This is a genomic window from Rhodococcus sp. Ni2 (assembly GCF_021352185.1).
GTDB classification, from domain to species: Bacteria; Actinomycetota; Actinomycetes; order Mycobacteriales; family Mycobacteriaceae; genus Rhodococcus_F; species Rhodococcus_F qingshengii.
Genome location: NZ_WOXZ01000003.1, coordinates 278,278 through 303,308 on the forward strand (window position 1 = coordinate 278,278; position 25,031 = coordinate 303,308).

Consider the following 25,031-nt stretch of genomic DNA (forward strand, 5'->3'; position numbering starts at 1 on the left):
TCTTCGAGAGCCGTCCTTCGCGAGCACTGCCGACATCGGACTTACAGCAGGAGTTATACAGCGTGAACGTCGAACCACAGGTGCAATCCAAGCTTCTCGACCTCGCCGGGGTGGATGCTGAGCTCACTCGGATCACCCACCGACGCGGAGCGCTTCCCGAGCAGCAGGAAGTCGAACGTCTCGAGGCCGAGCGAATCAGCCGTAAAGACGCGTCCGTAGCCGTCGAAATCCAGATCGACGACATCGATCGCGACATTCGCAAGCTCGAAGGCGAGGTCGACGCGGTTCGTCAGCGTGAGGATCGTGACCGCACACTCTTGCAGAGCGGGTCGGTCGGGGCGAAGCAGCTCACCGAACTCGAACACGAACTCGGCAGCCTGGTCCGGCGTCAGGGGCTCCTCGAAGACGAGTTGCTCGAAGTGATGGAGCAGCGTGAGGCGTTGCAGGCCGATCACGATCACGCCGGTGCCCAGCTGTCCCAGGCCGAAGAAGAGCTGATCGACGCCAAGCGTCGCCGCGACGATGCCGTCGCTGATCTGGACAAGGCGCAGGAGCGTTGCGCCGCCGATCGTGAACGACTCGTCGGTGAATTCCCCGCCGATTTCCTTGCTGTCTACGAGAAGCAGCGCACCCTGGGCGGACCGGGCGCGGCGCTTCTGCAGGCACGCCGATGCGGCGCTTGCCGGATCGAGATCGACCGCGGCGAGATCTCGCGAATCGCCGCGACGCCGGCCGACGTCGTAGTTCGTTGCCCAGAGTGCAATGCAATCATGGTGCGTACCAAGGAGTCCGGTCTGTGACTCTCTCGCAGGTCATCGTCGAGGCCGACGGTGGATCGCGGGGCAATCCCGGTCCGGCCGGCTACGGAGCGGTGGTGTTCGACGCCTCGCGCTCGGTGTTGGCCGAACGCAAGGAAAGCATCGGTATCGCGACCAACAATGTCGCCGAGTACCGCGGACTGATCGCCGGGTTGACCGCTGCCGGTGAACTCGGCGCGTCGACGGTCGACGTCCGCATGGATTCCAAGTTGGTCGTCGAGCAGATGTCCGGGCGCTGGAAGGTCAAGCACCCGGACATGATTCCGCTGCAGCGGCGCGCTGCCGAGCTGGCGACGCAGTTCTCGCGAGTGACCTACACGTGGATTCCTCGCGGCGAGAACTCTCATGCCGATCGTCTTGCCAACGAGGCGATGGACGCGGCTGCCGGCATCGAAACCGGCCCAGTCGCACCTTCGGCCCCCGCACCTGCTGCACCTGCCGCGCCGTCCGAAGAGACGTCGGAGCCGCAGATCGCCGGCTCTCCGGGATGGATCGCCACCACCGGCAAGCCGACACGAATGTTGTTGCTACGTCACGGACAGACAGCGATGTCGGTCGATCGCCGGTACTCCGGACGCGGGAATCCGGAGCTCACGGAACTGGGCCGCGCGCAGGCTGCCGGCGCAGCCGGACGCTTCGGGAACCGAGGCGGTATCGACGCCATCGTCTGCTCACCCCTCGGCAGAACCCGTGAGACGGCAGAGGCATCGGCCCGCGTGCTCGGTTTACCCGTCGTCGAGCACAAGGGTTTGATCGAAACCGATTTCGGCGACTGGGACGGACTCACGTTCCGCGAGGCAGCCGAGCGTGACCCGGACCTGCATCGCGAATGGCTCTCGGACACTTCGGTGCGTCCACCGGGCGGCGAGAGTTTCGACGAGGTACGCGAACGAGTCGTCGCCGCGCGTGACGACCTGATCTCGACCTACGGCGGCGCGACGCTGTTGGTCGTCTCTCACGTCACCCCGATCAAGACTTTGGTGCAGCTGGCCCTCGATGCCGGGCCGTCGTTGCTGTATCGGTTGCATCTGGATCTGGCGTCGCTGAGTATCACCGAGTTCTATCCCGACGGGGGAGCCTCGGTCCGGTTGGTCAACGACACGTCACACCTTCGCTGAAAGAGCCCCGACGGCTGATCAGCCTCTGATCAGATCACCAACCACAGGGCACTCACGGCGGCGAGCAATGTCAGTGGCGTCGTGATGACCCCGAGCAGAGTGAATGTCGCCAGCGTGGGCGGTGCGCCCGCGCTGGTGGCGACTCGTCGCCAGAGCATCGTTGCCAGTGAGCCCACGTAGGTGAGGTTGGGGCCGAGGTTGACGCCGATCAACATTGCAAGCACCAGAGCTGGAGGTGCCGCCGTTCCGAGCGCTGCGATCATCAGCAAGGTTGCCGGCAGGTTGTTGACGAGATTGGACGCAACCGCCGCTACCGCGGCGACAAAGAGCAGTGAGCCGTAGCTGGTGTCGCCTGGCAGGATCTGCGCAATCCATTCACCCACCGGCCCGTTCGCGACTCCGGCGACGATGATTCCGAGAACCAGGACGAACGCGCAGAACCAGAGGTCGGCAGCGTAGAGCATCTTGGCGGCGGTCGTACGGTGCCGAGCCAGAGCGATCGCTCCCAGGACACTCGCACCCACCACCGCGATCCAGGCGGGCTCGATCCCGAAGAAACCCGAAACCGCGAAACCGAGCAGCGTCATTCCGATCACCGTCAGCGGCAGAATCGGCGCAGGCGCAGATCTGGCTGCCACCGGCGGTTCGGCGCTGTCGCCCCGCGCGAGTTCCGAACGGAAGAACAGTCGAAAAATCAGGTACTCGACAGCGATCGTCACGACCCACGGCAACGCCATCAATGCGGTGAAGTGCAAGAACGTCAAACCTGTTGCGGCAAACGCGATGAGGTTGGTCAGGTTGGACACCGGCAGCAGGGTCGACGCCGAATTCGACAGGTGCGCACTGGCATAGGAATGCGGCCGGGGACTTGCTCCGATGGATCGTGCGGCCGCGATCACCGCGGGTGTCAGCAGCACGACGGTGGCGTCGAGGCTCAGGACCGCCGTGGTCAGGGCGGCGGCGCCGAACACATAGATCAGCAACCGGTGTGGATCGGCGAGGGATTTTTGCTGCAGGATCTGGCTGACCCAGCGAAAGACGCCGAGAGCATCGGCGGCATGAGCGAGAACCAGCACGGCAACCAGGAAGACGACGGTGGGTGCCATGCTCGCCAGTTCGTCGCGGGCTTCGTCGAGAGTTACGACGCCGGTCAGGAGAACGACGACAGCTGCCGGCCCGGCGATGACGATCTCGGGAAGCCCGCGTGGACGCACTATCGCGAAGACGAGGACGAGGGCGACGAGCAGGATCGGTAGAAGAGTCACGCGATGGTGCTCCGTGTCGGGGCGAGCGTCATTTGAGCAGTTTGTAGAGCGTGTTCAGGTTTCGGGTTGTGGTGAACGCCTTGAACTTCGGTTTTCCGGTGTTCCTGCCGAACGCGCTCTTGACGGTCTGCCCCTTCTCGACCTCCCAGTACAGGACTCCGTCGCCTGCCGCCACACGCTCGACCGAGGCATCGAGTTGCGCTGCTGCAGTGCTCAATTCCTCCAGGATTTCCGGCTCGGAGGCAACCATCGCATAAGCATGCCAACCCTCGCGTTCGCGCTCGAACGGGTAGTTGTCCACGATCGCCTGCAGTGTCGGAAGGTCGAGGACGAACACCCAAGCCTCGTAGCCGAACTCGCGGGCAAGGGCGGATTCGATCTGTTTCTTCAGCGTCGGGATGTCGGTGCTCGGACTGTCGAACAGAACGTTGCCTGAGGCCAACACGGTTTTCACCCCTTGGAATCCGAGGTCACCGAAGACTCTCGCCAGGTCCGCCATCTTGATGTTGATGCCGCCCACGTTGATACCGCGTAGCAGGGCCACGTACCGAGTCATACGGTGACCATAGTGCCGGCCACCGACAGGCGCCCGGTAGCATACGGGGGCGGACGAGTTGGCCGGGCGGCCGCGGCTTCTGGAACCAGCGCGTATCGCGCACAGGCCTGGGGCCGAGGAAAGTCCGGACTCCACAGAGCAGGGCGGTTGTTAACGGCAACCCGAGGCAACTCGCGGGACAGTGCCACAGAAAACAGACCGCCTGCCTTTCGAGGCAGGTAAGGGTGAAACGGTGCGGTAAGAGCGCACCAGCACCTCGGGTGACCGGGGTGGCTAGGTAAACCCCGCCCGGAGCAAGGTTGAAGGTCGCATCGCTCGCGGTGCGGCTGCGCAGGTGTTCGAGGGCTGCTCGCCCGAGCCTGCGGGTGAACCGCTCGAGGCACCCGGCGACGGTGTGCCCAGATGGATGGTCGCCACTCGGCACTTCGGTGCCGCAGGACAGGATCCGGCTTACACGCCGACTCGTCCGCCCGCGATCTGCAAGAGAGCACAAAGAAGACCCCCACCGGATCGGTGGGGGTCTTCTCTATGGTCGAAAGCTGTCAGACAGGCTTGATGACCAGCAGCGTAGCCCAGTACGTTGCCGCGTCATGGCCCATGAGCGGGAGGAGGTAATCGTAAAGAATTGCGGACATGCGCACTCCATTTTCTGTTCGTAGCTTGTGTTGGGCATTCAAGCAGAACTCACCGTTCGAATGTCCGGTTCTCACCTGCCAGGCCAAGTAGAAAGAATATCAGTCTCACAGCGATCTACAAGCTTCTATCTCACTCTGATGTCACACTGTGGATATGACTGATGAAGATCGACTCTGGTACTTCGACGTGTCCGACGGTTCCGTCACGCAGGGAAAGGGTGCGTCCTCGCTGACGAGGATGGGGCCGTACCCTGATCGGGACTCTGCCGAGCATGCATTGAAGATCGCTGCCGAACGCAACAAAGCCGCCGATCGGGCAGACGAAGACTGGAACAACTGAGCCTTGGAATAACTGAGCCTTGGAACAGCCGGGACTCGAACAACTGGGACCGGTACTGCTGCTACACCGGCCCGAACCGATCATGGAGGATGCGTGCCCGCAAGTCGAATGATGGTGCAGGGAATCGACTTCGGAGTGGTTCGGGCGGAGTTCGACTTGCCAGGAGCATTCTCGGCTGCGGCGCAGGCCGAGGCCGAGAATGCCGTGGATCGTTTCGGTGCCGGGCGTGTCGACGAAACGGGTATCGCCTTCGTGACCATCGACCCTCCCGGATCGATGGACCTCGACCAGGCAGTGCACATCGAGAAGATCTCGACCGGGTACGTCGTGCACTACGCGATCGCCGACGTCGCGGCGGTGGTGACGCCGGGTGGCGCTCTCGACATCGAAACCCGCAAGCGGGGCCAAACCTTCTATCTCCCGGACGGTTCCGTCCCGCTGCATCCCCGAGCGTTGTCGGAGGGATCGGCGAGTCTGCTGCCGGACGTGGTTCGTCCCGCCGCGCTGTGGCGGATCGAACTCGACGCGCAGGCCGAGCCGACGTCGTGGCAGGTGAGACGCGCTCTGGTGAAATCGGTGGCACGTCTGGACTATTCGACCGTGCAGCGCGATGCCGACGCGGGAACCTTGCATCCGTCCATCGCCGCACTACCGGAGTTCGGACGATTGCGCAGTGTCTCGGCGGTTGCCAGGGGTGCCATCGAGCTGAAACTGCCCGAGCAGTCAGTGGTTCGGGATCAGCCGGAGGACGAGTCCTCGGCTCGCTGGCGGATCGAACTGGAGCCACGCACCGAAGCGGACGACTGGAACGCAGAAGTGTCGCTGCTGACCGGGATGTGTGCCGGCCGCATGATGATCGACGCAGGTATCGGGTTGCTTCGCACGCTGCCGCCGGCCGAGGAGTCCGCGGTTCGGACCTTGCGGAGAACTGCAGTGGCGCTGGGTATCACGTGGCCGGAGGGGCAAAGCGTCGGGCAGATTCTTGCCGGACTCGATTCCAACGAGCCGTCGACTATGGCGCTGATGTCGGTTGCGCCGTCGTTGCTGCGCGGGGCAGACTACGCGGCCTTCGACGGCCGACTACCGGAGTTGACGGTGCATGCGGGGATCGGAGCGCCCTACGCTCACGTGACTGCTCCGCTGCGCCGGCTGTCCGACCGCTTCAGCACCGAGGTGTGTCTGGCGATCACAGCTGGTACGCCGGTACCGGAATGGGCGCGCACTGCCCTTCCCGAGCTGCCCGACATCATGAGTGGGTCCGACTCGCTGGCGAACAAGGTCGACCGTGCGTGCATCGATCTGACCGAGTCCACGCTGCTCGACGGCCGGGTCGGCGAGGTCTTCGACGCAGTGGTGATGCGCGCCAAGGACGGAAAGCGCTCGGCGGAAGTGTTTGTCCCGTCGGTCGCGGTGATTGCGAAATGCGTCGGAACGCCCGACGACGGTGAGCGCGCAAAGGTGCGACTCACCGCCGTCGACACCGTCAAACGGACGGTGGAGTTCACGTTCCCGGCGTAGCGAGCTACCGGTACGAATCGGTGGCTTCCACCAAGTGATGTGCGATGCCGGGCTCCATGGCGGAGTGTCCGGCGTCGTCGACGATCACGAGCTTGGATTCGGGCCACGCCTTGTGCAGCGCCCACGCGCTGGTGGCGGGGCAGACGACGTCGTAGCGGCCCTGGACGATCGTCCCCGGAATGCCGTGCAGTGCGGAGCTTTTGCGTAGGAGTTGACCCTCGTCGAAGAATCCGCCGTTGACGAAGTAGTGGTTCTCAATACGAGCGAAGGCCAAGGCGAACCTGGTCTCGGAGTTCTGTTCGATCTTGTCCGCCTGTGGGTACAGGTAGCTCGTCGATCCTTCCCAGGCCGACCAGGCGATGGCTGCCCGGGCTGCGACGGCGGGGTCTTCGGAATGGAGCAGTTGGTGATAGACCGCGACGAGGTCTTCGCCGCGCTGCGCCTCGGGTACCGGTTCGAGGAATTTGTCCCAGCGCTCCGGGAAGATGTTTCCCGCGCCGCCGTTGTAGTACCAGTCGATCTCGCTACGACGCAGGAGGAAGATCCCGCGCAGGACCAGCTCAGTGACGCGCGTAGGAAATGTTTCGGCGTAGGCGATGGACAGCGTGGAACCCCAGGACCCGCCGAAGACCATCCACTTGTCGATCGAAAGATGTTCACGCAGGGCTTCGATGTCGGCCAGCAGCTTGTCCGTCGTGTTCACCGACAGGTCGGCGCCGTCGGCAACGTGAGGGGTGGACCGCCCGCAGCCGCGCTGGTCGAGTAGAACGATGCGGTATGCGGCCGGATCGAAGAACTGGCGTACCGCCGGTTGCGCACCACCGCCGGGGCCACCGTGCAGGAACACCACCGGCTTGCCGTCCGGATTTCCGCTGACTTCCCAGTACATGCTCTGGCCGTCACCGACATCGAGGAAGCCGGTGACGAAAGGCTCGATCGGGGGATACAGACTCCGGAGAGTCGACGGCTGCCCTGAAGTGGCTGACGTGTCGGTCATCAGAAGCCCACCAGGCCGGAGGCGAGATCGGGGATCTCGAGTGCGGAAATCGCGCCGCTCCGGACGTCGGGGCACGCGGCTGAGGTTGCCGCGTCGATGCTTTCGCGGTTCTGAGCGAGATCGAGCAGGTTGATGCCGTTCTGCGTCGCCCACGTGATGACGATCGTGTTCAGTCCGCCCTTGCCGAGCGTCGGGGTGACGGTCCGCCAGTTCTGCAGCTGCCCTTCCATATCCGAGCACAACTGCTGGACCTGAGCGTCGGTGAACGTCGAACCGGACGCGGTTGTTGCCGGCGCCGTCGTGGTGGAACTCGCGGGCGTAGTGCTGCTGGGCGCGGGAGAGTTGGTGGACCCTCCCGCGCATCCGCTCAGCACCGTGACGAGAGCTGCCGCACCGACTGCAGCTGCGGCAGTAGAACTTCGACGGTTACCGATCATTGAACGCACCCCTGGCTGGTTGAGAGACAGGCGGCGTTCGCCGGTCTCGGATCAGAAACTGTGTTCTGCGGCCGGGAAAGCGCCAGTGCGAACTTCTGATGCGTAGGCTGCGGCTGCGGAACGCAGTTCGTCACCGACGTTACCGAAACGCTTGACGAACTTGGCGGTCTTACCACTCGTGTAACCCGCCATGTCCTGCCAGACGAGTACCTGAGCGTCGCATTCGGAACCGGCCCCGATGCCGACGGTGGGGATGGTGAGTTTGCGGCTGACCTGGCCCGCAATCTCGGCCGGAACCATTTCCATGACGACGGAGAACGCCCCGGCTTCCTGGACTGCAATGGCGTCCGCCACAAGTTGCTCGGCCGCGTCGCCACGACCCTGGACGCGGAATCCGCCGAGCGAGTTCACGCTCTGCGGGGTGAATCCGACGTGAGCCATGACGGGGATGCCGGCCGAGGTGATAGCCGCGATCTGCTTGCTCATCCGCTCACCGCCCTCGAGTTTGACGGCGTGCGCGAGGCCTTCCTTCATGAACCGTGTGGCAGTCGCCAGGGCCTGCTCGGCGGAACCCTCGTAGGTGCCGAAGGGGAGGTCGGCGACGACGAGTGCGTGCGGCGCGCCGCGAACCACGCCACGCACGAGCGGGAGCAGTTCGTCGACGGTGATCGGCACGGTGGTGTCGTAGCCGTAGACGACGTTGGCGGCAGAGTCGCCGACGAGCAGCACCGGGATGCCTGCGTCTTCGAAGATGCGTGCCGTGGAGTAGTCGTAAGCGGTGAGCATCGACCAGCGTTCGCCGTTCTGCTTCATCTCGGCGAGGTGGTGAATGCGCGTCTTACGCTTCGGTGCATCGGTAGAGCTTGCAGTGGGTACAGAAACTGCACTGGGTACAGAACCGTAGAGAGGTGTTTCGGACATCGTTGTCCCTTTCTGGCCTCGAGGCCCTGAGCGTTGATCGCCTTCGGGTCCCCGGGTGTGGGTGATGACGTGTTCAGTCTGCCACCGGACATCGCCGACACGAATAGTTGACGGGGTGCAATGGGTCACATCACCGCGCGCGTATCAGGTAGGTGCCGAGACGAGGCGAACCGCTGGCTATCGCGGTTTCCTGGCACCATCGATGGCATGTCGAAGTTCGTTCGCCTCTCCGGTGCCCTCGCCGGAAGCGCAGCAGTGCTCGTGTTGGTTGTCGGTTGCACCAGTTCGGAAGGCACGCCCGAATCAGTGGAACCTGCTGGTTCTGCCGCGTCCGCGGTGCCGTCCGGCCTCGAGAAATTCTACGAGCAGACGCTCGACTGGGGTTCGTGCGACCAATTTGTCGAAGAAGGAACTGCGCCGCTGGGGCGTGGGATCGACTGCGCCGAGGTGAGCGTTCCCGTCGACTACGCGAATCCGAACGGCGACACCGCGAAGGTGGTGATCTCGCGTTCGAAGGCTACCGGCGACCGCATCGGCTCACTGTTGCTGAACCCCGGCGGGCCGGGTGGGTCCGGGCTGTCGATGGCGACCTCGGGTTCGGGCACCGAATTGCAGGAACGTTTCGACATGATCGGCTTCGATCCGCGGGGGATCGGGGCGTCGACCCCGCAGGTTCGGTGTTTGACGCCGGAGGAGACCGACGCGGAGCGTGCGGAGGTCAACGTCGACATGACGCCGGAGGGCATCGCTCTCGCCGAGGCGGACAGCAAGGACTACGCCGCCAAGTGCGCTGAGCGGACCGGTACGGAGTTCCTCGCTCATGTCGGTACCTACGAGGTGGTGCGAGATATGGACGTCATTCGGGGCGTTCTCGGCGATCCGAAGATGAACTACCTCGGGTTCTCGTACGGGACCCGGCTCGGATCCACGTACGCGGAAACCTTTCCGCAGAACGTCCGAGCGATGGTCCTCGACGGCGCGCTCGACCCCGAGCAGGATCCGGTCGACGAAGTGGTCTTGCAGGGGCAGGGCTTCCAAGGCGCGTTCGACGCCTTTGTCGCCGACTGTGTCTCGCGAACGGATTGCCCGCTGGGTGATGATCCGGCGCAGGCGCAGGCACGCTTTCAGGCACTCGTCGATCCGTTGATCGAGAAGCCGGCACAGACCACCGATCCGCGAGGGCTGAGTTATTCCGACGCGATCACGGGCGTGCAGCAGGCTCTGTATTCGCCACAGTTGTGGACGCCGTTGCGTGGGGGTCTGTCGAGTCTGGCCGACGGACGCGGCGACTCGCTGCTCAATCTCGCCGACATGTACGAAGGCCGTGAGGATGACGGCAGCTACTCCAACATCAACGACGCGTTCAACGCCATTCGCTGCGTGGACGATCCGGCAATCACCGACCGCGCCGAGGCCGGCGAATCCGACACTCGGTACCGCGAGGCGGCGCCGTTCCTCGACGACGGCCGCGGGACGGGTCAAGCGCCGCTCGACCTGTGCGCGTTCTGGCCCGTTCCGGCTACCGGCAGCCCTCACGCGCTCGACCCCCAGGCACTCGCTGACGCCGGTCTGCCGCAGCTGGTCGTCGTGTCCACGACGCAGGATCCGGCGACCCCGTATCAGGCGGGAGTGGATCTCGCGAAGCAGTTGGGCGCTGCTCTGATCACGTTCGACGGAACCCAACACACGGTGGTTCTGGACGGAAACTCCTGCGTCGACGATGCCGTCGTCGACTACTTCGTTTACTTGAAGGCTCCGGAAGAGGGTCTGACATGTTAGCCGGCGCGGCGCCGTACGCTGCGCCTATTCGATGGTGACCAATCACTCTGTTAACCGGGACCACTGATGTAACACAGATTTAACGTGGCTTGCTTAGTCTCGCGTGCATGGATCGCCAAAAAGAATTCGTGCTTCGTACCCTGGAAGAGCGCGACATTCGGTTTGTCCGCTTGTGGTTCACCGATGTTCTCGGGTACCTCAAATCGGTGGCGATCGCCCCCGCCGAACTCGAAGGCGCTTTCGAGGAGGGAATCGGATTCGACGGTTCCGCCATCGAGGGATTCTCACGAGTCTCCGAAGCCGACACCGTCGCTCGGCCCGACGCCTCGACATTCCAGATCCTGCCGTGGGCGCACAAGGACGGTGCGCAGCATTCCGCTCGCATGTTCTGCGACATCACGATGCCCGACGGTTCGCCGTCGTGGGCCGATCCGCGCCACGTACTGCGTCGCCAGCTGAGCAAGGCCAGCGACTTGGGCTTCAGCTGCTACGTCCACCCGGAAATCGAGTTCTTCCTTCTGGAGAACGGCCCGATCGACGGCACTCCACCGATCCCGGCCGACTCGGGCGGATACTTCGACCAGGCCGTGCACGATTCGGCTCCGAATTTCCGCCGCCACGCCATCGACGCACTCGAGTCGATGGGCATCTCGGTCGAGTTCAGCCACCACGAGGCCGCGCCGGGTCAGCAGGAGATCGATCTGCGCTACGCCGACGCACTCTCGATGGCCGACAACGTGATGACGTTCCGGTACGTCGTCAAGGAGGTCGCGATCGGTGAAGGCGTCCGGGCGAGCTTCATGCCCAAGCCGTTCAGCGATCAGGCCGGCTCCGCGATGCACACCCACATGAGCCTGTTCGAGGGCGACACCAACGCCTTCCACAATCCGGACGATCCGATGCAGCTCTCCGAGACCGGCAAGGCGTTCATCGCCGGCATCCTCGAGCACGCCAACGAGATCAGTGCGGTCACGAACCAGTGGGTCAATTCGTACAAGCGACTCGTCCACGGGGGAGAGGCACCCACTGCCGCGTCGTGGGGCCCGTCCAACCGATCGGCTCTCATCCGCGTCCCGATGTACACGCCCAACAAGGCGTCGTCACGTCGCGTCGAGATCCGTAGCCCAGACTCGGCTTGCAACCCGTACCTGACTTTCGCGGTCCTGCTTGCTGCCGGTCTTCGCGGCATCGAGAAGGGCTACACCTTGCCGCCCGAGGCAGAAGACGACGTGTGGTCGTTGACCTCCGCCGAGCGCCGCGCCATGGGTTACAAGGAACTGCCGAGCAACTTGGACAGCGCTCTGCGCGAGATGGAGAAGTCGGAGCTGGTGGCCGAAGCACTCGGCGAACACGTCTTCGATTTCTTCCTGCGCAACAAGCGTCGTGAGTGGGAGGAATACCGCAGCCACGTGACGCCGTTCGAGCTCAAGACCTACCTCGGTCTGTGACGGTGAAACCGCCCGCTGCGAGATCAGCAGTTCCAGGACCGGGTCGACTCGGGCTGGTCGAGCCCACCGCTGCCGACGAGTTGCGTCAGCTCGGTTGGGTCGACGCCGAGAGCATCGAACTCTTGTGGTCGCTGTCGCGTGCCGCGAACGCCGACCTCGCTCTGCGCACCCTTGTGCGGATCAAGGACGGGCTGGGCGACGGGTGGCGCGAACTCGATCAGGCATTGCGCAAGGACAAGAGCCTGCGCGGCCGTTTGTTCGCACTGGTGGGTGCGTCGTCGGCATTCGGCGATCACCTGGCCGCGGATCCGATCGGCTGGAAACTTCTCGACGGCACAGCTCTGCCGACCAAAGACGAGGCGACTGCGGCCTTGCTCAAGGCCGTGGGTGCCACGCTCGACGAGGGTGCCACCGAAGGCTCACTGACCTACCGCGCCACCGTGACCGGACCGGAAGCTGTTGTTGCTCTGCGTAAGAGCTACAAGGATCAGCTGATGCTTGTGGCCGCGGCTGATCTTGCGGCGACCGTCGAGAACGAACCGGTGGTGCCGTATCAGACTGTGGGGCATCAGCTTTCCGACCTGGCTGACGCTGCGCTGACCGCTGCACTCGCGGTAGCCATCGCAACGGTGTGCCCTGAGGGCAGTTGTCCGATCCGGCTCGCAGTCATCGCCATGGGCAAATGTGGTGCGCGCGAACTGAACTACGTCTCCGACGTCGACGTCGTGTTCGTCGCCGAACCGGCCGACGCGACGGCCAGTCGCGTTGCCGGTGAGATGATGCGTATCGGAACCTCCGCATTCTTCGAGGTCGATGCTGCGCTGCGTCCCGAAGGTAAGCGCGGAGAACTGGTTCGCTCGCTCGAATCCCACATCACGTACTACAAGCGTTGGGCCAAGACCTGGGAGTTCCAGGCGCTGCTCAAGGCTCGTCCGATGACGGGCGACATGGAGCTCGGTCGCCAGTACTCCGAGGCGATGAGCCCGATGGTGTGGATCGCCTCCGAGCGCGAGGACTTCGTCCCCGAAGTCCAGGCCATGCGTCGACGCGTCGAGGAAATGGTTCCCCCCGAACTGCGTGAGCGTGAACTCAAACTCGGCCGCGGAAGTTTGCGCGACGTCGAATTCGCCGTCCAACTCCTGCAATTGGTGCACGGGCGCGCCGACAGTTCGTTGCATGTCCAGAGCACCGTCGATGCACTGACTGCATTGGCGGCGGGTGGATACGTCGGCCGCGACGACGCCGCCAACCTGACTGCGTCGTACGAATTCCTGCGTCTGCTGGAGCACCGTCTGCAGTTGCAGAAGCTCAAGCGCACACACACCCTGCCGCCGCCGGACGACGAGGAAGCGCTGCGTTGGCTGGCCCGCGCCGCGCACATGCGACCCGACGGTCGTCTGGATTCCCTGGGAGTCCTGCGCGCCGAGATCAAGCGGAATTCGCATCGGATTCGCCGCCTGCACGCCAAGTTGTTCTACCGCCCGCTTCTCGAATCGGTGGCGCGGATGGACAAGGAAGCACTGGTCCTGGGGCCAGAAGCCGCGGTTCGCCAGTTGGCCGCTCTCGGTTACACGGCACCCGAGCATGCTCTCGGGCATCTGACTGCACTGACGAGTGGCGCTTCACGCAAGGGTCGCATTCAAGCGCTCCTGTTGCCGACTCTGCTCGAATCACTCGCGGACACACCGGATCCCGATGCCGGGCTGCTCGCTTACCGCAGGCTCTCGGACGCGCTCGTCGACCAGACGTGGTTCCTGCGCCTGCTCCGCGACGAGGCTGCGGTGGCCGAGCGTCTGATGACCGTGCTGGGCTCGTCGGCGTACCTACCCGACCTGCTCATCAAGGCTCCCGACGTGATTCGCTTGTTCGCGGATTCGCCGAGTGGACCGCGCCTGGTCGAGCCGAAGCCCGAGGACGTCGCTCGCGGAATACTCACCGCCTCAGGCCGACACAGTGATCCCAATCGTGCTGTTGCCGCGGCCCGCTCGCTGCGGCGACACGAACTTGCGCGAATCGCGTCGGCCGACATCCTCGGCATGCTCGATGTTCCCGCCGTCTGCAAGGCGCTGTCCTCGGTGTGGGCCGCGGTGCTCAATGCGTCGCTCTCCGCTGTGATCAAGGCCAGCGTCACCGAACTCGGGACCGAGGCTCCCGCCAGTTTCTCCGTCATCGGCATGGGTCGACTCGGCGGCGGCGAACTCGGCTATGGATCCGATGCTGACGTGCTGTTCGTGTGCGAACCTCGTGAGGGCGCCGACGAGACTGTCGCGGTCAAGTGGGCCAACAGCATTGCCGACAAGGTCCGCAAGCTCCTCGGGGCACCGAGTACCGATCCGCCGCTCGAGGTCGACACCGGACTGCGCCCGGAAGGTCGCAACGGTCCGATGGTACGAACCCTGGAGTCTTACGACGCGTACTACGCGAAGTGGGCTCAGGCGTGGGAGATTCAAGCGCTGCTTCGTGCGCACCCGGTTGCCGGTGATCCTGAACTGGGACTGCGGTTCCTGCACATGATCGACAAGACCCGCTACCCCGAGGGCGGCGTCAGTGATGCGGCGGTGCGCGAGATCCGGCGCATCAAGGCGCGAGTCGATTCCGAAAGGCTCCCGCGCGGAGCCGATCCGGCGACGCACACGAAACTGGGTCGCGGCGGCTTGGCCGACATCGAGTGGACTGTGCAACTGCTGCAGCTACGCCATGCCGACAAGATCGAGTCGCTGCACAACACGTCGACGCTCGAGACTCTCGACGCCATCGGGGCCGCGGAACTGCTCAGCGAAGGTGACGTCGAACTGCTGCGTGACGCCTGGATCACCGCGACGAAGGCACGCAACTGCCTCGTTCTGGTGCGGGGGAAGCCGACCGATCAGCTTCCCGGTCCCGGACGCGTCCTCGCGGCGGTGGCGCAGGTCGCCGGATACGGCGACGACGCAGGGGAGTTCCTCGACAATTATCTGCGCATCACGCGTCGGGCAAAAGCTGTGGTGGAGAGGGTGTTCGGCGGCGAGTAGCGCTCTCGCTCAGTCTTGGCGAACCGGCGCATTCGCGGCGAACTTACGCACTTCGGCGTCCTGCCACACGTGGGCGGGAACGCCGCCGCCGAGGAGCTCGCGCGCGAGCGCGGGTTGCCCGCCGATCGGTACGTCGCTGCCCGCGATGATCATGTTGCCGTAGCGGCGGCCCTTGAGCATCGCGGGATCGGCGATGATCGCCATGTGTTCGAACTGTGCGCCGATCGTTGCGGCCTCGCTGCGCGCGCCCTGGAGATCCGGGGTGTCGCCGCAGTTGACGATGTAGATACCGCCCGGTGCGAGCACGCGTCGTACGTGGGTGGTGAATTGCGCCGTCGTCAATGGTGTCGGAGTTGTGCTGCCGGCGAAGACATCTCGAATCACGATGTCCCGGGTGGACTCGGTGAGAGTTTCGGTGACGGCGCGGGCTTCTCCGACGCGGATGCGCAGAAGAGGCGCGCGCGGGAGGTCGAACCAATCGCGTACGAGTTCCGCCAGAGCACCGTCGATTTCGACCACCACTTGACGCGCGTCAGGGTACGTGGCGGCGAAGTATCTGGCCATGGAGCAGGCGCCACCGCCGAGATGAAGCACCCGCAGGCGCTCGGCCTTGTCACGTTCGGAATCGACCAGATGCGCGATCCACCGCATGTACTCGAAATCGAGCACCGTGGGATCCGCGACGTTCACGTGGGAACTGGGCACTCCGTTGATCTGGATGATCCAACTGTCATCGGAGTACTGATCGCGGACTAGTTCGCACGTCCCGGTATCGATGGGGAAAGTGCCGGCGACGGGACCGGACTCGCCCCGCTCGGGAGTACTGCTGTGAGTTCTGGTCTTGCGAGTTCCCTTGGCCACTGTGTCCATGTTAGCCGTGCGCCTTTCTGGTAGAGGCGGCTACCAAAAAGGCACACGGACCGACGGTATTCTCGGGCTACTTCAGGCACACTCGTACATGGAGTGTGATCGGCGACACAAATGCCGGCGCGTTCTTTCGTCGTCCGTGCATCACGAAGAATTTCGAGGAGTGCAGGTGAAGGTCAAGGCAGCGGTAGTCAAGGCGCCAGGTCAGGCGTGGGAGATCGAAGAGGTCGAGCTGGGGGACCCGGTCTCGGGTGAGGTGCAGGTCCGACTCGCCGCATCGGGGCTGTGCCATTCGGACGAACATTTGCGTACGGGCGCCAGCCCGCTGCCCTTCTACCCGGCCCTGGGCGGGCACGAAGGCGCCGGAGTGGTGACGAAGGTCGGCCCGGGTGTCGCGAGCGTCGAAGAAGGCGACCACGTGGTTCTCGCCTTCATCCCGGCGTGCGGACGTTGTCCGTCCTGTGCGAAGGGTCTGCAGAACATCTGCGACGAGGGAGCCGGCCTGTTGACCGGGCAGGCGATCTCCGACAAGACGTACCGCGTCACCCTCGACGACGAGCCGGTCATCCAGATGTGCCTGCTCGGAACATTTTCGCCGTACGTGACCGTCAACGAGGCGTCGGTGATCAAGATCGAGAAGGACATCCCGCTCGACAAGGCGGCCTTGCTCGGCTGCGGTGTTGCCACCGGTTGGGGATCGGCCACCGCAATCGGTGGAGCCAAGGTCGGCGACACGGTGGTGGTCGTCGGCGTCGGCGGCGTCGGAATCAACTCGGTGCAGGGTGCGGCGTCCGCCGGAGCACGATTTGTGATCGCGATCGATCCCGTCGAGTTCAAGCGCGACAAGGCAAAGGAATTCGGCGCCACACACACTTTTGCCTCCCTCGAGGAAGCGCTACCGGTGATCGGCGAGATCACCTGGGGCAAGATGGCCGACGTCACCGTGATCACCGTGGGCGAGATTCACGGCGACATCATTCAGCCCGCGCTCAGCGCGACGGGCAAGGGTGGCCAGGTCGTGGTCGTCGGAATGGGGCATTACGCAGATTCGCAGGTGACGCTCAGCCTCTTCGAGCTGACCCTTCTGCAGAAGCGTTTGCAGGGAGCCATCTTCGGCGGGGTAGGGCCACGGTCCCAGATTCCCAAGTTGCTCGATCACTACCGAAGCGGCGCACTCAAACTCGACGAGTTGGTGACCAAGACTTACAAGCTCGAGGAGATCAACGAGGGGTACGCCGACATGCTCGAAGGAAAGAATCTGCGCGGGATGATCGTCTACACGGAGGACGATTACTGATCGTTTCCCTTTGACTGAAGGCTCCGGCCCGGCACCACGCTTCGTGGTGTCGGGCCGGAGTCTTCTGCCCCCACGCACATTTCTGTCGATCGATGAGTCGACTGCCCCCGTAGTGGGCACTCGCAGAGTGAGGAAACCGGGCACCGTGTCCGGATCTCAGTCCACGACTCGACAGAGAAGAGCAGAGCATGCCCTACATCACCACCTCCGACGGAACCGAGATCTACTACACCGAGCACGGCGTCGGCCGGCCGATCGTCCTCAGCCACGGGTGGCCGCTGAGTTCTGACGCGTGGCAGGTCGAGATGAAGTTGTTCGCCGACGCCGGATACCGGACCATCGCGCACGATCGTCGAGGACACGGTCGCTCGTCGAAGACGTACACCGGCAACGACATGGATACATATGCCAAGGACCTGGCTGAGCTGATCGACACACTCGACCTGAAAGACCTGGTCCTGGTTGGCCATTCGACCGGCGGCGGGGAAGTGGTCCGGTACGCGGCGCAGCACGGCAAAGGGCGCGTGGCGAAGGTGATCACCGCCGGCGCCGTACCGCCGATCATGGTCAAGTCGGACGGCAACCCCGAAGGCACACCGATCGAGGTCTTCGACGGCATCCGTGAGGGAGTTCTGCGAGACCGATCGCAGTTCTACAAGGATCTCAGCGAGAGCTTTTACGGCGCGAACCGCGAAGGTGCCGACGTCTCGCAAGGGGCGAAGGACGACTTCTGGCGGCAAGGTATGTTGGTCAACCTCGCCGCGGCCTACGACTGCGTCAAGGCATTCTCGGAGACGGACCAGACCTCCGATCTCGAAGCCATCGACGTTCCGTTCCTCATCGCTCAGGGCGACGACGATCAGATCGTGCCGATCGGCGCAGCGGCCGAGAAGGCGATCAAGCTGGTGAAGAAGGGCACGCTGAAGGTGTATCCGGGCGCACCTCACGGTATCTACGGCTCATATCAGAAGACACTGGACCAGGACATTCTCGCGTTCATCGAGGACTGACGTCAGCGAGGCGGAAGGGAGCGGAGTCGAAAGGACCAGAGTGGGAAGGATAAAATTGCCATGTCTACACACGTTGCCTCACTACGCAATGGCCCCAGTGTCTTCGAGAACGAACTCGGGTCGATCTCGCAGCTCGACACGAGTTCGTTGCCGATCCTGTCCGGTCTGTCGATCAAACGAATTGTTCTCGGTCCCGGCGCGATCCGTGAACCACAATGGAACGTCAACGCGAACCAGATCGCCTACGTCACCAGCGGAACCGTGCTCGTCTCGATGTTGGGCAATGCTGACGAGTTCGCCAGTTTCGTGGTGCGAGCGGGGCAGATGTATCACGTCGAATCCGGCGCGATTTATCACATCGAGAATGTCGGAGAGGAGGAGGCGGAGATCATCGCCGCCCTGCGTACTTCTCTGCCGCAGCACTTTTCGTTGCAGAGTAGCGTCAGCGCAATGTCGAACGCGGTGCTCGGCAATACGTACGATCTCGCCGCATCGGCCTTCGACGTCTTCGGTAGAGCCGATGCGTCCCAGATAGTTCGGCGGGACGGCGCCGCCGTCGTTCCCGATACCGCCGGCCTTCCCAACGCGCATCTCTTCGATCTCGAAGGCCAGATCGCGCCTCTCGCATATCCGTACGGACAGGCGAAAGTGGCGCGAAAGCAGTATTGGGCGGCGCTGGAGGATCTTTCGATGTACTCGTTGACTATTCGCGAGAGTGGAATGCGTGAGCCACACTGGCATCCCGTCACTGCCGAAATGGGATACGTGCATCGTGGTCACGGGCGGATGACGGTCCTCGATCCGGACGGTTCGCTCGACACCTACCTACTGGAGCCCGGTCAGGTGTATTTCGTTCCGCGTGCCTATCCCCATCATATCGAGGTTCTAGGCGACGAGGACATCAATTTCCTCATCTTCTTCGACCAGCCGACACCGGGCGACATAGGCTACCGTGCAACGGCTTCCGCGTTCTCGCGCAGCGTTCTCTCGGCCTCGTTCGGCGTTCCGGAGCGGGAGCTGCCGCACTTCCCTTTCACTCCGATCGATCCGCTCATCGTCTCGCGGATCAATCCGATCGACCGCCAGCACTGACCGGCAAGGACGCCCATCATGGCCACCACGCTCACCGTGACCGATTACGGGACGATGCTCGACTTCACGTACGAGGACGCCCTCCGCTATCACGGTCCGCAGGCCCCGGGCGGCGTGGCGCATGCCTACAAGGTTCTCGAGCGCGCTCTCGGTGTGCTCGGCGGGGAAGGCTCCGTCGAGCGTCGCGAGCTGGTCGTCACCACCGCACACGGCGGACCAGGAGTGCGCGATGCGTTCGAGTTGGTCACGCGCGCGGTGACCGAAGGGCGGTACACCGTTGACAGTTCCTTGGCCAGGCGTGAACGTGGAAATACGCTCGCGCTGTATGTATTTCGGATCACCTATCGCGGCGCGAGCGTCACGCTGACTGTTCGGGAGGGGTTCGTCGTCGACGAGTTCATTACTCTGTCCCGTAAGTCCGACCGGACGGCCGAAGACGAGTCACGGCTGACAGAGCTCAAGCAGGAGATGGCGGATCGAGTGATGTCGAGCCCGGCCGAGAGCGTGTACGACGTCGACACCGGCACGCTCCCCGTCTGAGCGACGGCGGCGCAGGCGTCGGCGTGCAGAAATCTGGGCTGTCTGAAGTCAGCGGCTGGCGAACATCCTTATTCGTTGGTCGCGGCTGCGCTCGAGATGGTTGCGCATGTAGCCACGCGCGGACGATTCGTCCCTGGCGCGGATGGCGTTCAGGATCTCTTGATGTTCCGAATTGAGCAGGTCAGGTTCGCCGTAGTTCGACGGCGGGCCGCTGTCGTAGATTCGCAATTGGGTGGTGAGGCGGATCAGCAGTGAGGTGATCGTGGAATTGTGGGCGGCCTGCCAGAGGGCCTCGTGAAACTTGAAGTTCCCGGAACGCACCTCGGTGCCTTCGGTTGCAGTGCAGCAGAACTCGTGTAATCCGTCCAGGCGAGCAAGGTCGAGATCGCTGTGGCGGAGTGCGGCGGCGCCTGCCGCTTCCGATTCGAGAGCTACCCGCGCCGCGTAGATCTCGATGACGTCCTCGGGTGTGCCGGAACGGACACGAAAACCGCGAGCGGCTCGTTCGAGTAGTCCGTCGTGTGCGAGCCAGTTGAGTGCTTCCCGGATCGGGGTGCGGGATGCGCCGTACGATTCGCACAATTGAGTCTCGTGCAGCGGAGCGCCCTGGGGGAACTTGCCGGCCAGGATGTCGGCTCGCAGGCGCAGGTACTGCCGCGAGGTCTGATCGGACCGGCCGAGCGCAGCCTCCGGCACCAGCAGATCGGTGGTGCTCGTATCGGCGTCGAGATCCATGTGTCCTCATTCCTGTGCATGCAAGTAGAGCGCGTTCGATTATGCCATCGACGACGAGTGAGTACTTGCGTATACGCTAGTACTCATTTAGGTTCGTGCTTGTTCGTTTCCGAGGGAGAGGGTCCGAAGTGGCTGGAGAGACCGCGTCGCCGCTGGTGAGTGCCGTTGAACTCGACGCGATGCTGCGTGAGGGAGGCGTCGCCGTGCTCGACGCGACGGTTCATTTTCCTCCCGCGCGATTTGACGGCGACTATCGCCCGGAGTCCGGGTACGACGGCTGGGTTTCCTCGCACATCCCGGGTTCCCGACACGTCGACCTGATGGACGTCTTTTCCGAAAGGGAAGCGGCGCTGCATTTCACACGCCCGTCAACGGAGCAGTTGATGTCCGATCTCCAATCCAGTGGTATCGAACCGGGTGCGACAATCGTGATCTACGACCAGGGTTCGACCACTTGGGCATCACGGCTCTGGTGGGTGTTTCGCAACGCCGGCATCGAAGCAAGGGTCCTCGACGGTGGCCTCGCCGAATGGACTCGATGCGGCTTCGCCCTCGCGAGCGGCGACGACGTCACCCACACGTCGGCGTCGAAGCGTTGGAGTGTGACGGACCTTGGCCTGTGGGTCGATCTACCTCGCGTTGCCTCACTGTCCTCAGGAGAAGAAGCCGGAACGCTGGTGTGCGCGCTGGCGCCTGAGCAGTACGAGGGAACGGAGAAGACGCGATATTCGCGACGCGGACATATTCCGTCAAGTGTGAATCTGTCTGCGAAGGGTCTTCTCGACGCCGATGCCCGGATGCTTCCGGCGGACGATGTTCGGTCGAAATCTGCTGACGTTCTACCACCCGTCGCTGAACCTGTCGTGATCTATTGCGGCGGTGGAGTTTCGGCGTGCCTGACAGCACTCGCACTGATCCGCGGCGGCTATGAGGACGTCAAGGTCTACGACGGTTCGTTGGAGGAATGGACTGCAGATCCGACTTTGCCGATGGTTGTCGGCGGTGAGCCCGGCGGCGCGCTTGCGGATGTTCGATGTCCGCGGTCCTGAATCGCCGCAGTCCTCAATTACCTCCCGTTCTGAAGGAATTCTCATGTCTGACACTGTCTCTGTCGAAACCGTCGCGTCGGCGATCGACGCACTCCGCGATCAGGTACCGCTCGTCCAGTCGCTGACCAACATCGTTTCTGCGAACTTCTTGACCAATGTTCTGCTCGCCGCCGGCGCAAGCAACGCTCACATCGACAACGTCCACGAAGCGGGTGGGTTCGCTGCCATCGCCGGGGGAGTGCTCGTCAACCTCGGAACGCCGGACGACGGGACAGCCGAAGCTTTCCTGATAGCAGCAGAAGCGGCCCGAACTGCCGGTACGCCATGGGTTTTGGATCCCGTCGGTGTCGGCGGACTACCCTGGCGGAGCGGTATCGCTGTGGATCTGCTGCGCTTTCACCCCAGCGCCATCCGCGGGAACGCATCGGAGATCATCGCTCTGGCCGGACTCGGCGGTGACACCCGCGGCGTCGACAGTGCCTCCGATTCCGCCGACGCGGTGCCCGCCGCTCTGTCACTCTTGAAGCATGCGGATGCCGTGTCGGCATCCGGACCGGTCGACTACATCGTCGGCCGCGATGCGGGCGGTGACACCCAGGGCATCCGAGTCTCCGGTGGCAGCGCGCTGTTGCCGCGCGTGACCAGTACCGGTTGCTCTCTGGGCGGTCTTGTCGCCGCCTACCTCGCCGTCACGTCGACCGCGCTGGACGGATTGGTTGCCGCGCACACGCATGTTGCCGTGGCATCGGAGATCGCCGAGGAAAATGCCTCGGGCCCCGGTTCTTTCGCGGTCGCATACCTCGATGCGCTCTACAGCGTGAATGCGGACACCATCCGCTCACGTGCCCGAATCGAATCGTTCGACCTGCCGGCTGGAGTGCAGAACTGATGGGCATCAAGACATTTTGGTATCTCACCCAGGCAGACGGGGACTACCCGTGGAGCCCCGGTGGGCTGTTCCCCGTGGACGGGGCCAGGCAGATCGAGCTCGCGAAGACCATCGACGACGGCGGATTCGAAGGTGCGCTTGTTGCCACCTGGCCGAACGATCCGTTCATCTCGGCGACGTGGGCGGCAGCGCACACCACGCGCATGAAGTTCCTCGTCGCCGTCTACGCGAACATGACGCCGGCGCGACTGCTGGCGGAGAAGGCATTGACTTTCGACGCCTTCAGCGGCGGCCGACTGTTGATCAACTCGGTCAACGGACGCGAGAACATCCTGACCAAGTACGACATGAACGTGCCCCACGACGAGCGTTACGAGTTGGGGGAGCAGTACTGGGCGGACTTCCGCCGCATCTACGCCGAAGGCACGGAGTCGAACTTTCCCAACACGCCACTGCGTATCGATGCGCCCGCTGGGCATCAGGTTCCGCTGTGGGGTACCGGTGATTCGCCTGCAGGCCTGGCGAATTCAGGCAAGGTGCTCGACACCTACTTGGCGATGTTGCGCGAGACTTCGTTCATCGAAGACAAATTCTCTGCCGCACGGGCGGCGGCGGAGGCAGCCGGGCGCGAGTTCACCGACTTCGGTGCGCTCACCGGTGTGATCGTTCGCCCCACCAAGGCGCAGGCGCACGACCGGTTCCGTTCGTTGTTCGAGAAGACGGGCGTCGAGCAGATCGCTCATGTCTTGGACAACGCAGTGCGTCGTCGTACTCAGGGGAAGCAAGACCTCAAGACCTTCACCGCCCGCGACGCTCAGCGACAGGGTTGGGCGGACAAGATTGCCTCCGGCCGACTTCCGGAACCGGAGGAGTTGTACGTCGGTGACGGGCTGTACGCGGGTATCACGGCGTGGTCACCCCTCGACATCTTCGGCACCGGGTCATCGGCCGTGTACTACGTCGGCGATCCGGATTCGATCACGGACTCGGTACGCACGCTTCGCAGCCGAACCGGTTTGACTGCACTGATCCTGGCAGGTTGGCCTCTGATCGAGGAAGCGAAGTGGGTTGCGGAGCATCTTGTTCCGCGATTCGACGAACTCAGCTGACGGCGCGCCGCAAGACAGTGGCACCGAGACCTAGAACGTCGCGGAGAAATGCTGTGGCAGTGTCGATTTCAGACGCAGTACATTCGAGAAGGATCTTGACTTCCACGTCCTTCTTGACGATGTCGGCAACAACGGCCACGGCGACAACACCGTTGCCGACGGCCGAGCCTCGGAACAGATCGATCCCGTCGCCGTCCGCGCTGACTGCGCCGTCGAGATAGCCGTAGTCGAGCGGATAGATCGCATCGGGGTACCGCGGGTGTGCCGACCCTCGGGGGCGATCGATCACGACAGCTGACGTGGCAGCCAGGTGATCGAGGGCGGCGAACAGATCTTCGCTCATCGTTACCGGTGCTCGCGCAGTAGCTGAGTCGGTGTCAGACCTGCCAGTGCACGCGTATCGCGTGCGAGGTGGGCTTGGTCGGCGTAGCCGGCGCGACCGGCCAGCGACGACAGCGTGAGTTTTGCGCCGCGGCTGAGAGTCAACACGTCCTGCATTCGTTGCACCTTCTGAATCAGTTTGGGGGACAGCCCGACCGCCGATGTGATCGATCGTCTGAAATGACGTTCGGAAACACCGAGGTCTGCAGCAATCTCTCGTATCGGCGTGGAAGGGGAGGAGATGAGCGCGGAGTAACCACGCTCGATTCCGTGGTCGGGTTCCAGTCCGCGCCACAACTGGCCCAGTAGGTGAGCGTCGACTGCCTCGTGGCTCAGGGCGTCGGCAAGTACCCGCGCTTGTCTGGAAGTGAGGATGTCGTCGAAGGCGATCTTCGAATCCTGCACCGCGTCGGCAGCTGTGCCGAGCAGGCTCCGCAGAGCCGGTGGATTGATCCGGATGCCCCACATGGTTGTACCGGCGGCGACCGAAACCAGATCGGCACCGGTGGCAGGTCCGACGAGCCACGACTTTCCGGTGCTGTCGACGATGAAGTCGGCGCAGAGATCGGGAAGAATCCGCTTTGCTTCCGTGGGCGTATGGGCTTCGCTGGTGCTTTTCCACGTGCAACTGAAGAGGCCGGCCGAATCGGTGATCCGAGTCTCGACATAGGTGTGGCCGTTTTGTTCAAGACTCGACGCTACCGTCCGACTACCGTCAAGAGCGAGGGTGTCAGTGCCGGTCATCAGATCATCGTCACACACTCGCCGATCACTTCTCGACCCGAAACAGGAGAAATACCGTGTCCGTCTCTCCGAGACTCGATCTCGTCGGAATCGTCACCAACGATCTCGCGCGTTCCCTCGCGTTCTACCGAACCCTCGGGCTCGACATTCCGGAAACACCCGCTGACGCTCCACACGTGGAGTTCACTTTCGACGGTGGGCTTCGGCTGGCCTGGGACGCGCTGTCCACCATCACGAGCTTCGATCCGGACTTCGCTGTCGGGGAAGGTCGACACCCCGTCGCTTTGGCCTTCGATTTCGGGACACCCGCTGCAGTCGACGAGGCGTATCAGCGCATCACAGCCGACTTCCCCGGACATAAAGAGCCATTTGATGCCGTGTGGGGCCAGCGCTACGCCGTTCTTCTCGATCCCGACGGCAATACCGTGGATCTCTTTGCCGCGCTCTGAATTCGAACGACGCAGGCCCCGAACGA

The 25,031-nt window shown here is 63.5% G+C and carries 24 protein-coding genes and 1 other RNA gene; 16 read left to right on the forward strand and 9 right to left on the reverse strand.

Annotated elements, in window-relative coordinates; all coding sequences use genetic code 11:
* The first annotated feature begins 62 nt into the window (after positions 1-62).
* Positions 63-800, forward strand: a complete 738-nt coding sequence (locus GN300_RS27800; protein WP_019748955.1) for a zinc ribbon domain-containing protein — start codon at positions 63-65, stop codon at positions 798-800.
* The gene (locus GN300_RS27805; RefSeq protein ID WP_030537561.1) at positions 797-1,936 is read left to right on the forward strand and encodes a bifunctional RNase H/acid phosphatase; all 1,140 of its coding nucleotides are present in this window, start codon (positions 797-799) and stop codon (positions 1,934-1,936) included. Before GN300_RS27800 ends, GN300_RS27805 begins: the two co-directional genes overlap by 4 nt.
* A 29-nt stretch (positions 1,937-1,965) precedes the next feature.
* Here the strand turns inward: GN300_RS27805 and GN300_RS27810 are convergent, their stop codons facing one another.
* Together GN300_RS27810 and GN300_RS27815 are read right to left on the reverse strand one after the other, a co-directional pair.
* On the reverse strand, positions 1,966-3,201 hold the full coding sequence (locus GN300_RS27810) for an SLC13 family permease (RefSeq protein ID WP_007735459.1): 1,236 nt from the start codon (positions 3,199-3,201) through the stop codon (positions 1,966-1,968).
* Between the two features lie 28 nt (positions 3,202-3,229).
* Positions 3,230-3,757: a DUF1697 domain-containing protein gene (locus GN300_RS27815; RefSeq protein ID WP_007735458.1), complete on the reverse strand. Its 528-nt coding sequence runs from the start codon at positions 3,755-3,757 to the stop codon at positions 3,230-3,232.
* 54 nt (positions 3,758-3,811) lie between these two features.
* Between GN300_RS27815 and rnpB the strand changes: the two genes are divergently transcribed.
* The 3 genes from rnpB (at position 3,812) to GN300_RS27830 (ending at position 6,250) form a co-directional block, all read left to right on the forward strand.
* An RNA gene (gene rnpB, locus GN300_RS27820) (RNase P RNA component class A) lies at positions 3,812-4,226 on the forward strand.
* A gap of 320 nt (positions 4,227-4,546) precedes the next feature.
* Positions 4,547-4,732 carry a hypothetical protein gene (locus tag GN300_RS27825; RefSeq protein WP_007735457.1) on the forward strand — a complete coding sequence of 62 codons (186 nt, stop codon included), beginning with the start codon at positions 4,547-4,549 and terminating at the stop codon, positions 4,730-4,732.
* A gap of 108 nt (positions 4,733-4,840) precedes the next feature.
* A complete protein-coding gene (locus GN300_RS27830) occupies positions 4,841-6,250 on the forward strand; it encodes an RNB domain-containing ribonuclease (protein WP_007735456.1) in 1,410 nt (469 codons plus the stop codon).
* Positions 6,251-6,254: 4 nt separating this feature from the next.
* Here the strand turns inward: GN300_RS27830 and pip are convergent, their stop codons facing one another.
* The 3 genes from pip to panB are packed head-to-tail and all read right to left on the reverse strand — an operon-like array spanning position 6,255 to position 8,605.
* Positions 6,255-7,247 carry a prolyl aminopeptidase gene (gene pip / locus GN300_RS27835; RefSeq protein WP_063316175.1) on the reverse strand — a complete coding sequence of 331 codons (993 nt, stop codon included), beginning with the start codon at positions 7,245-7,247 and terminating at the stop codon, positions 6,255-6,257.
* Positions 7,247-7,684, reverse strand: coding sequence for a hypothetical protein (locus tag GN300_RS27840; protein ID WP_063316287.1), 438 nt, complete (start codon positions 7,682-7,684; stop codon positions 7,247-7,249). The genes pip and GN300_RS27840 overlap by 1 nt, the downstream gene beginning before the upstream one ends.
* 51 nt (positions 7,685-7,735) lie before the next feature.
* Complete coding sequence (gene panB / locus GN300_RS27845) at positions 7,736-8,605, reverse strand: 3-methyl-2-oxobutanoate hydroxymethyltransferase (RefSeq protein ID WP_007735454.1); 870 nt, start codon at positions 8,603-8,605, stop codon at positions 7,736-7,738.
* Positions 8,606-8,812: 207 nt separating this feature from the next.
* On the opposite strand from panB, the gene GN300_RS27850 reads away from it, so the two are divergent.
* The 3 genes from GN300_RS27850 to GN300_RS27860 all read left to right on the forward strand — a co-directional run bounded on the left by GN300_RS27850 (position 8,813) and on the right by GN300_RS27860 (position 14,843).
* Positions 8,813-10,384, forward strand: a complete 1,572-nt coding sequence (locus GN300_RS27850) for an alpha/beta hydrolase (RefSeq protein ID WP_063316174.1) — start codon at positions 8,813-8,815, stop codon at positions 10,382-10,384.
* A 107-nt stretch (positions 10,385-10,491) separates the two neighbouring features.
* Positions 10,492-11,832: a glutamine synthetase family protein gene (locus GN300_RS27855; RefSeq protein WP_003941637.1), complete on the forward strand. Its 1,341-nt coding sequence runs from the start codon at positions 10,492-10,494 to the stop codon at positions 11,830-11,832.
* A complete protein-coding gene (locus GN300_RS27860; protein ID WP_063316173.1) occupies positions 11,829-14,843 on the forward strand; it encodes a bifunctional [glutamine synthetase] adenylyltransferase/[glutamine synthetase]-adenylyl-L-tyrosine phosphorylase in 3,015 nt (1,004 codons plus the stop codon). The genes GN300_RS27855 and GN300_RS27860 overlap by 4 nt, the downstream gene beginning before the upstream one ends.
* A gap of 9 nt (positions 14,844-14,852) precedes the next feature.
* Here the strand turns inward: GN300_RS27860 and GN300_RS27865 are convergent, their stop codons facing one another.
* Positions 14,853-15,713 (reverse strand): spermidine synthase, encoded by an 861-nt coding sequence (locus GN300_RS27865; RefSeq protein ID WP_063316172.1) that lies wholly within the window; start codon positions 15,711-15,713, stop codon positions 14,853-14,855.
* 166 nt (positions 15,714-15,879) lie between these two features.
* Here GN300_RS27865 and GN300_RS27870 point away from each other — a divergent pair, with 166 nt between their 5' ends.
* The 4 genes from GN300_RS27870 (at position 15,880) to GN300_RS27885 (ending at position 19,649) form a co-directional block, all read left to right on the forward strand.
* On the forward strand, positions 15,880-17,007 hold the full coding sequence (locus GN300_RS27870) for an NDMA-dependent alcohol dehydrogenase (RefSeq protein WP_003941634.1): 1,128 nt from the start codon (positions 15,880-15,882) through the stop codon (positions 17,005-17,007).
* Positions 17,008-17,195: 188 nt separating this feature from the next.
* Positions 17,196-18,017 carry an alpha/beta fold hydrolase gene (locus GN300_RS27875; protein ID WP_003941629.1) on the forward strand — a complete coding sequence of 274 codons (822 nt, stop codon included), beginning with the start codon at positions 17,196-17,198 and terminating at the stop codon, positions 18,015-18,017.
* A 60-nt stretch (positions 18,018-18,077) separates the two neighbouring features.
* The gene (locus tag GN300_RS27880) at positions 18,078-19,109 is read left to right on the forward strand and encodes a cupin domain-containing protein (RefSeq protein ID WP_007735448.1); all 1,032 of its coding nucleotides are present in this window, start codon (positions 18,078-18,080) and stop codon (positions 19,107-19,109) included.
* Between the two features lie 18 nt (positions 19,110-19,127).
* On the forward strand, positions 19,128-19,649 hold the full coding sequence (locus GN300_RS27885) for a hypothetical protein (RefSeq protein WP_063316171.1): 522 nt from the start codon (positions 19,128-19,130) through the stop codon (positions 19,647-19,649).
* A gap of 48 nt (positions 19,650-19,697) precedes the next feature.
* Here the strand turns inward: GN300_RS27885 and GN300_RS27890 are convergent, their stop codons facing one another.
* Positions 19,698-20,384, reverse strand: coding sequence for a GntR family transcriptional regulator (locus GN300_RS27890; protein WP_007735446.1), 687 nt, complete (start codon positions 20,382-20,384; stop codon positions 19,698-19,700).
* A gap of 128 nt (positions 20,385-20,512) precedes the next feature.
* Between GN300_RS27890 and GN300_RS27895 the strand changes: the two genes are divergently transcribed.
* Genes GN300_RS27895 through GN300_RS27905 form a run of 3 tightly spaced genes read left to right on the forward strand, consistent with a single transcriptional unit; the run spans position 20,513 to position 23,431 of the window.
* Positions 20,513-21,433 (forward strand): sulfurtransferase, encoded by a 921-nt coding sequence (locus GN300_RS27895; RefSeq protein ID WP_082845759.1) that lies wholly within the window; start codon positions 20,513-20,515, stop codon positions 21,431-21,433.
* Positions 21,434-21,476: 43 nt separating this feature from the next.
* Entirely contained in the window at positions 21,477-22,322 is an 846-nt protein-coding gene (thiM, locus tag GN300_RS27900) for a hydroxyethylthiazole kinase (RefSeq protein WP_054186673.1), read from the forward strand.
* Entirely contained in the window at positions 22,322-23,431 is a 1,110-nt protein-coding gene (locus GN300_RS27905) for an LLM class flavin-dependent oxidoreductase (protein ID WP_007735443.1), read from the forward strand. The genes thiM and GN300_RS27905 overlap by 1 nt, the downstream gene beginning before the upstream one ends.
* On the opposite strand, the gene GN300_RS27910 is transcribed toward GN300_RS27905, so the two are convergent.
* Both GN300_RS27910 and GN300_RS27915 read right to left on the reverse strand, forming a co-directional pair.
* Positions 23,424-23,774, reverse strand: a complete 351-nt coding sequence (locus GN300_RS27910; protein ID WP_063316170.1) for a hypothetical protein — start codon at positions 23,772-23,774, stop codon at positions 23,424-23,426. The genes GN300_RS27905 and GN300_RS27910 overlap by 8 nt on opposite strands.
* Before the next feature lie 2 nt (positions 23,775-23,776).
* Positions 23,777-24,556, reverse strand: coding sequence for an AraC family transcriptional regulator (locus tag GN300_RS27915; protein ID WP_233405715.1), 780 nt, complete (start codon positions 24,554-24,556; stop codon positions 23,777-23,779).
* Between the two features lie 56 nt (positions 24,557-24,612).
* Here GN300_RS27915 and GN300_RS27920 point away from each other — a divergent pair, with 56 nt between their 5' ends.
* Positions 24,613-25,005, forward strand: a complete 393-nt coding sequence (locus GN300_RS27920; RefSeq protein ID WP_007735439.1) for a VOC family protein — start codon at positions 24,613-24,615, stop codon at positions 25,003-25,005.
* The last annotated feature ends 26 nt before the right edge of the window (positions 25,006-25,031 follow it).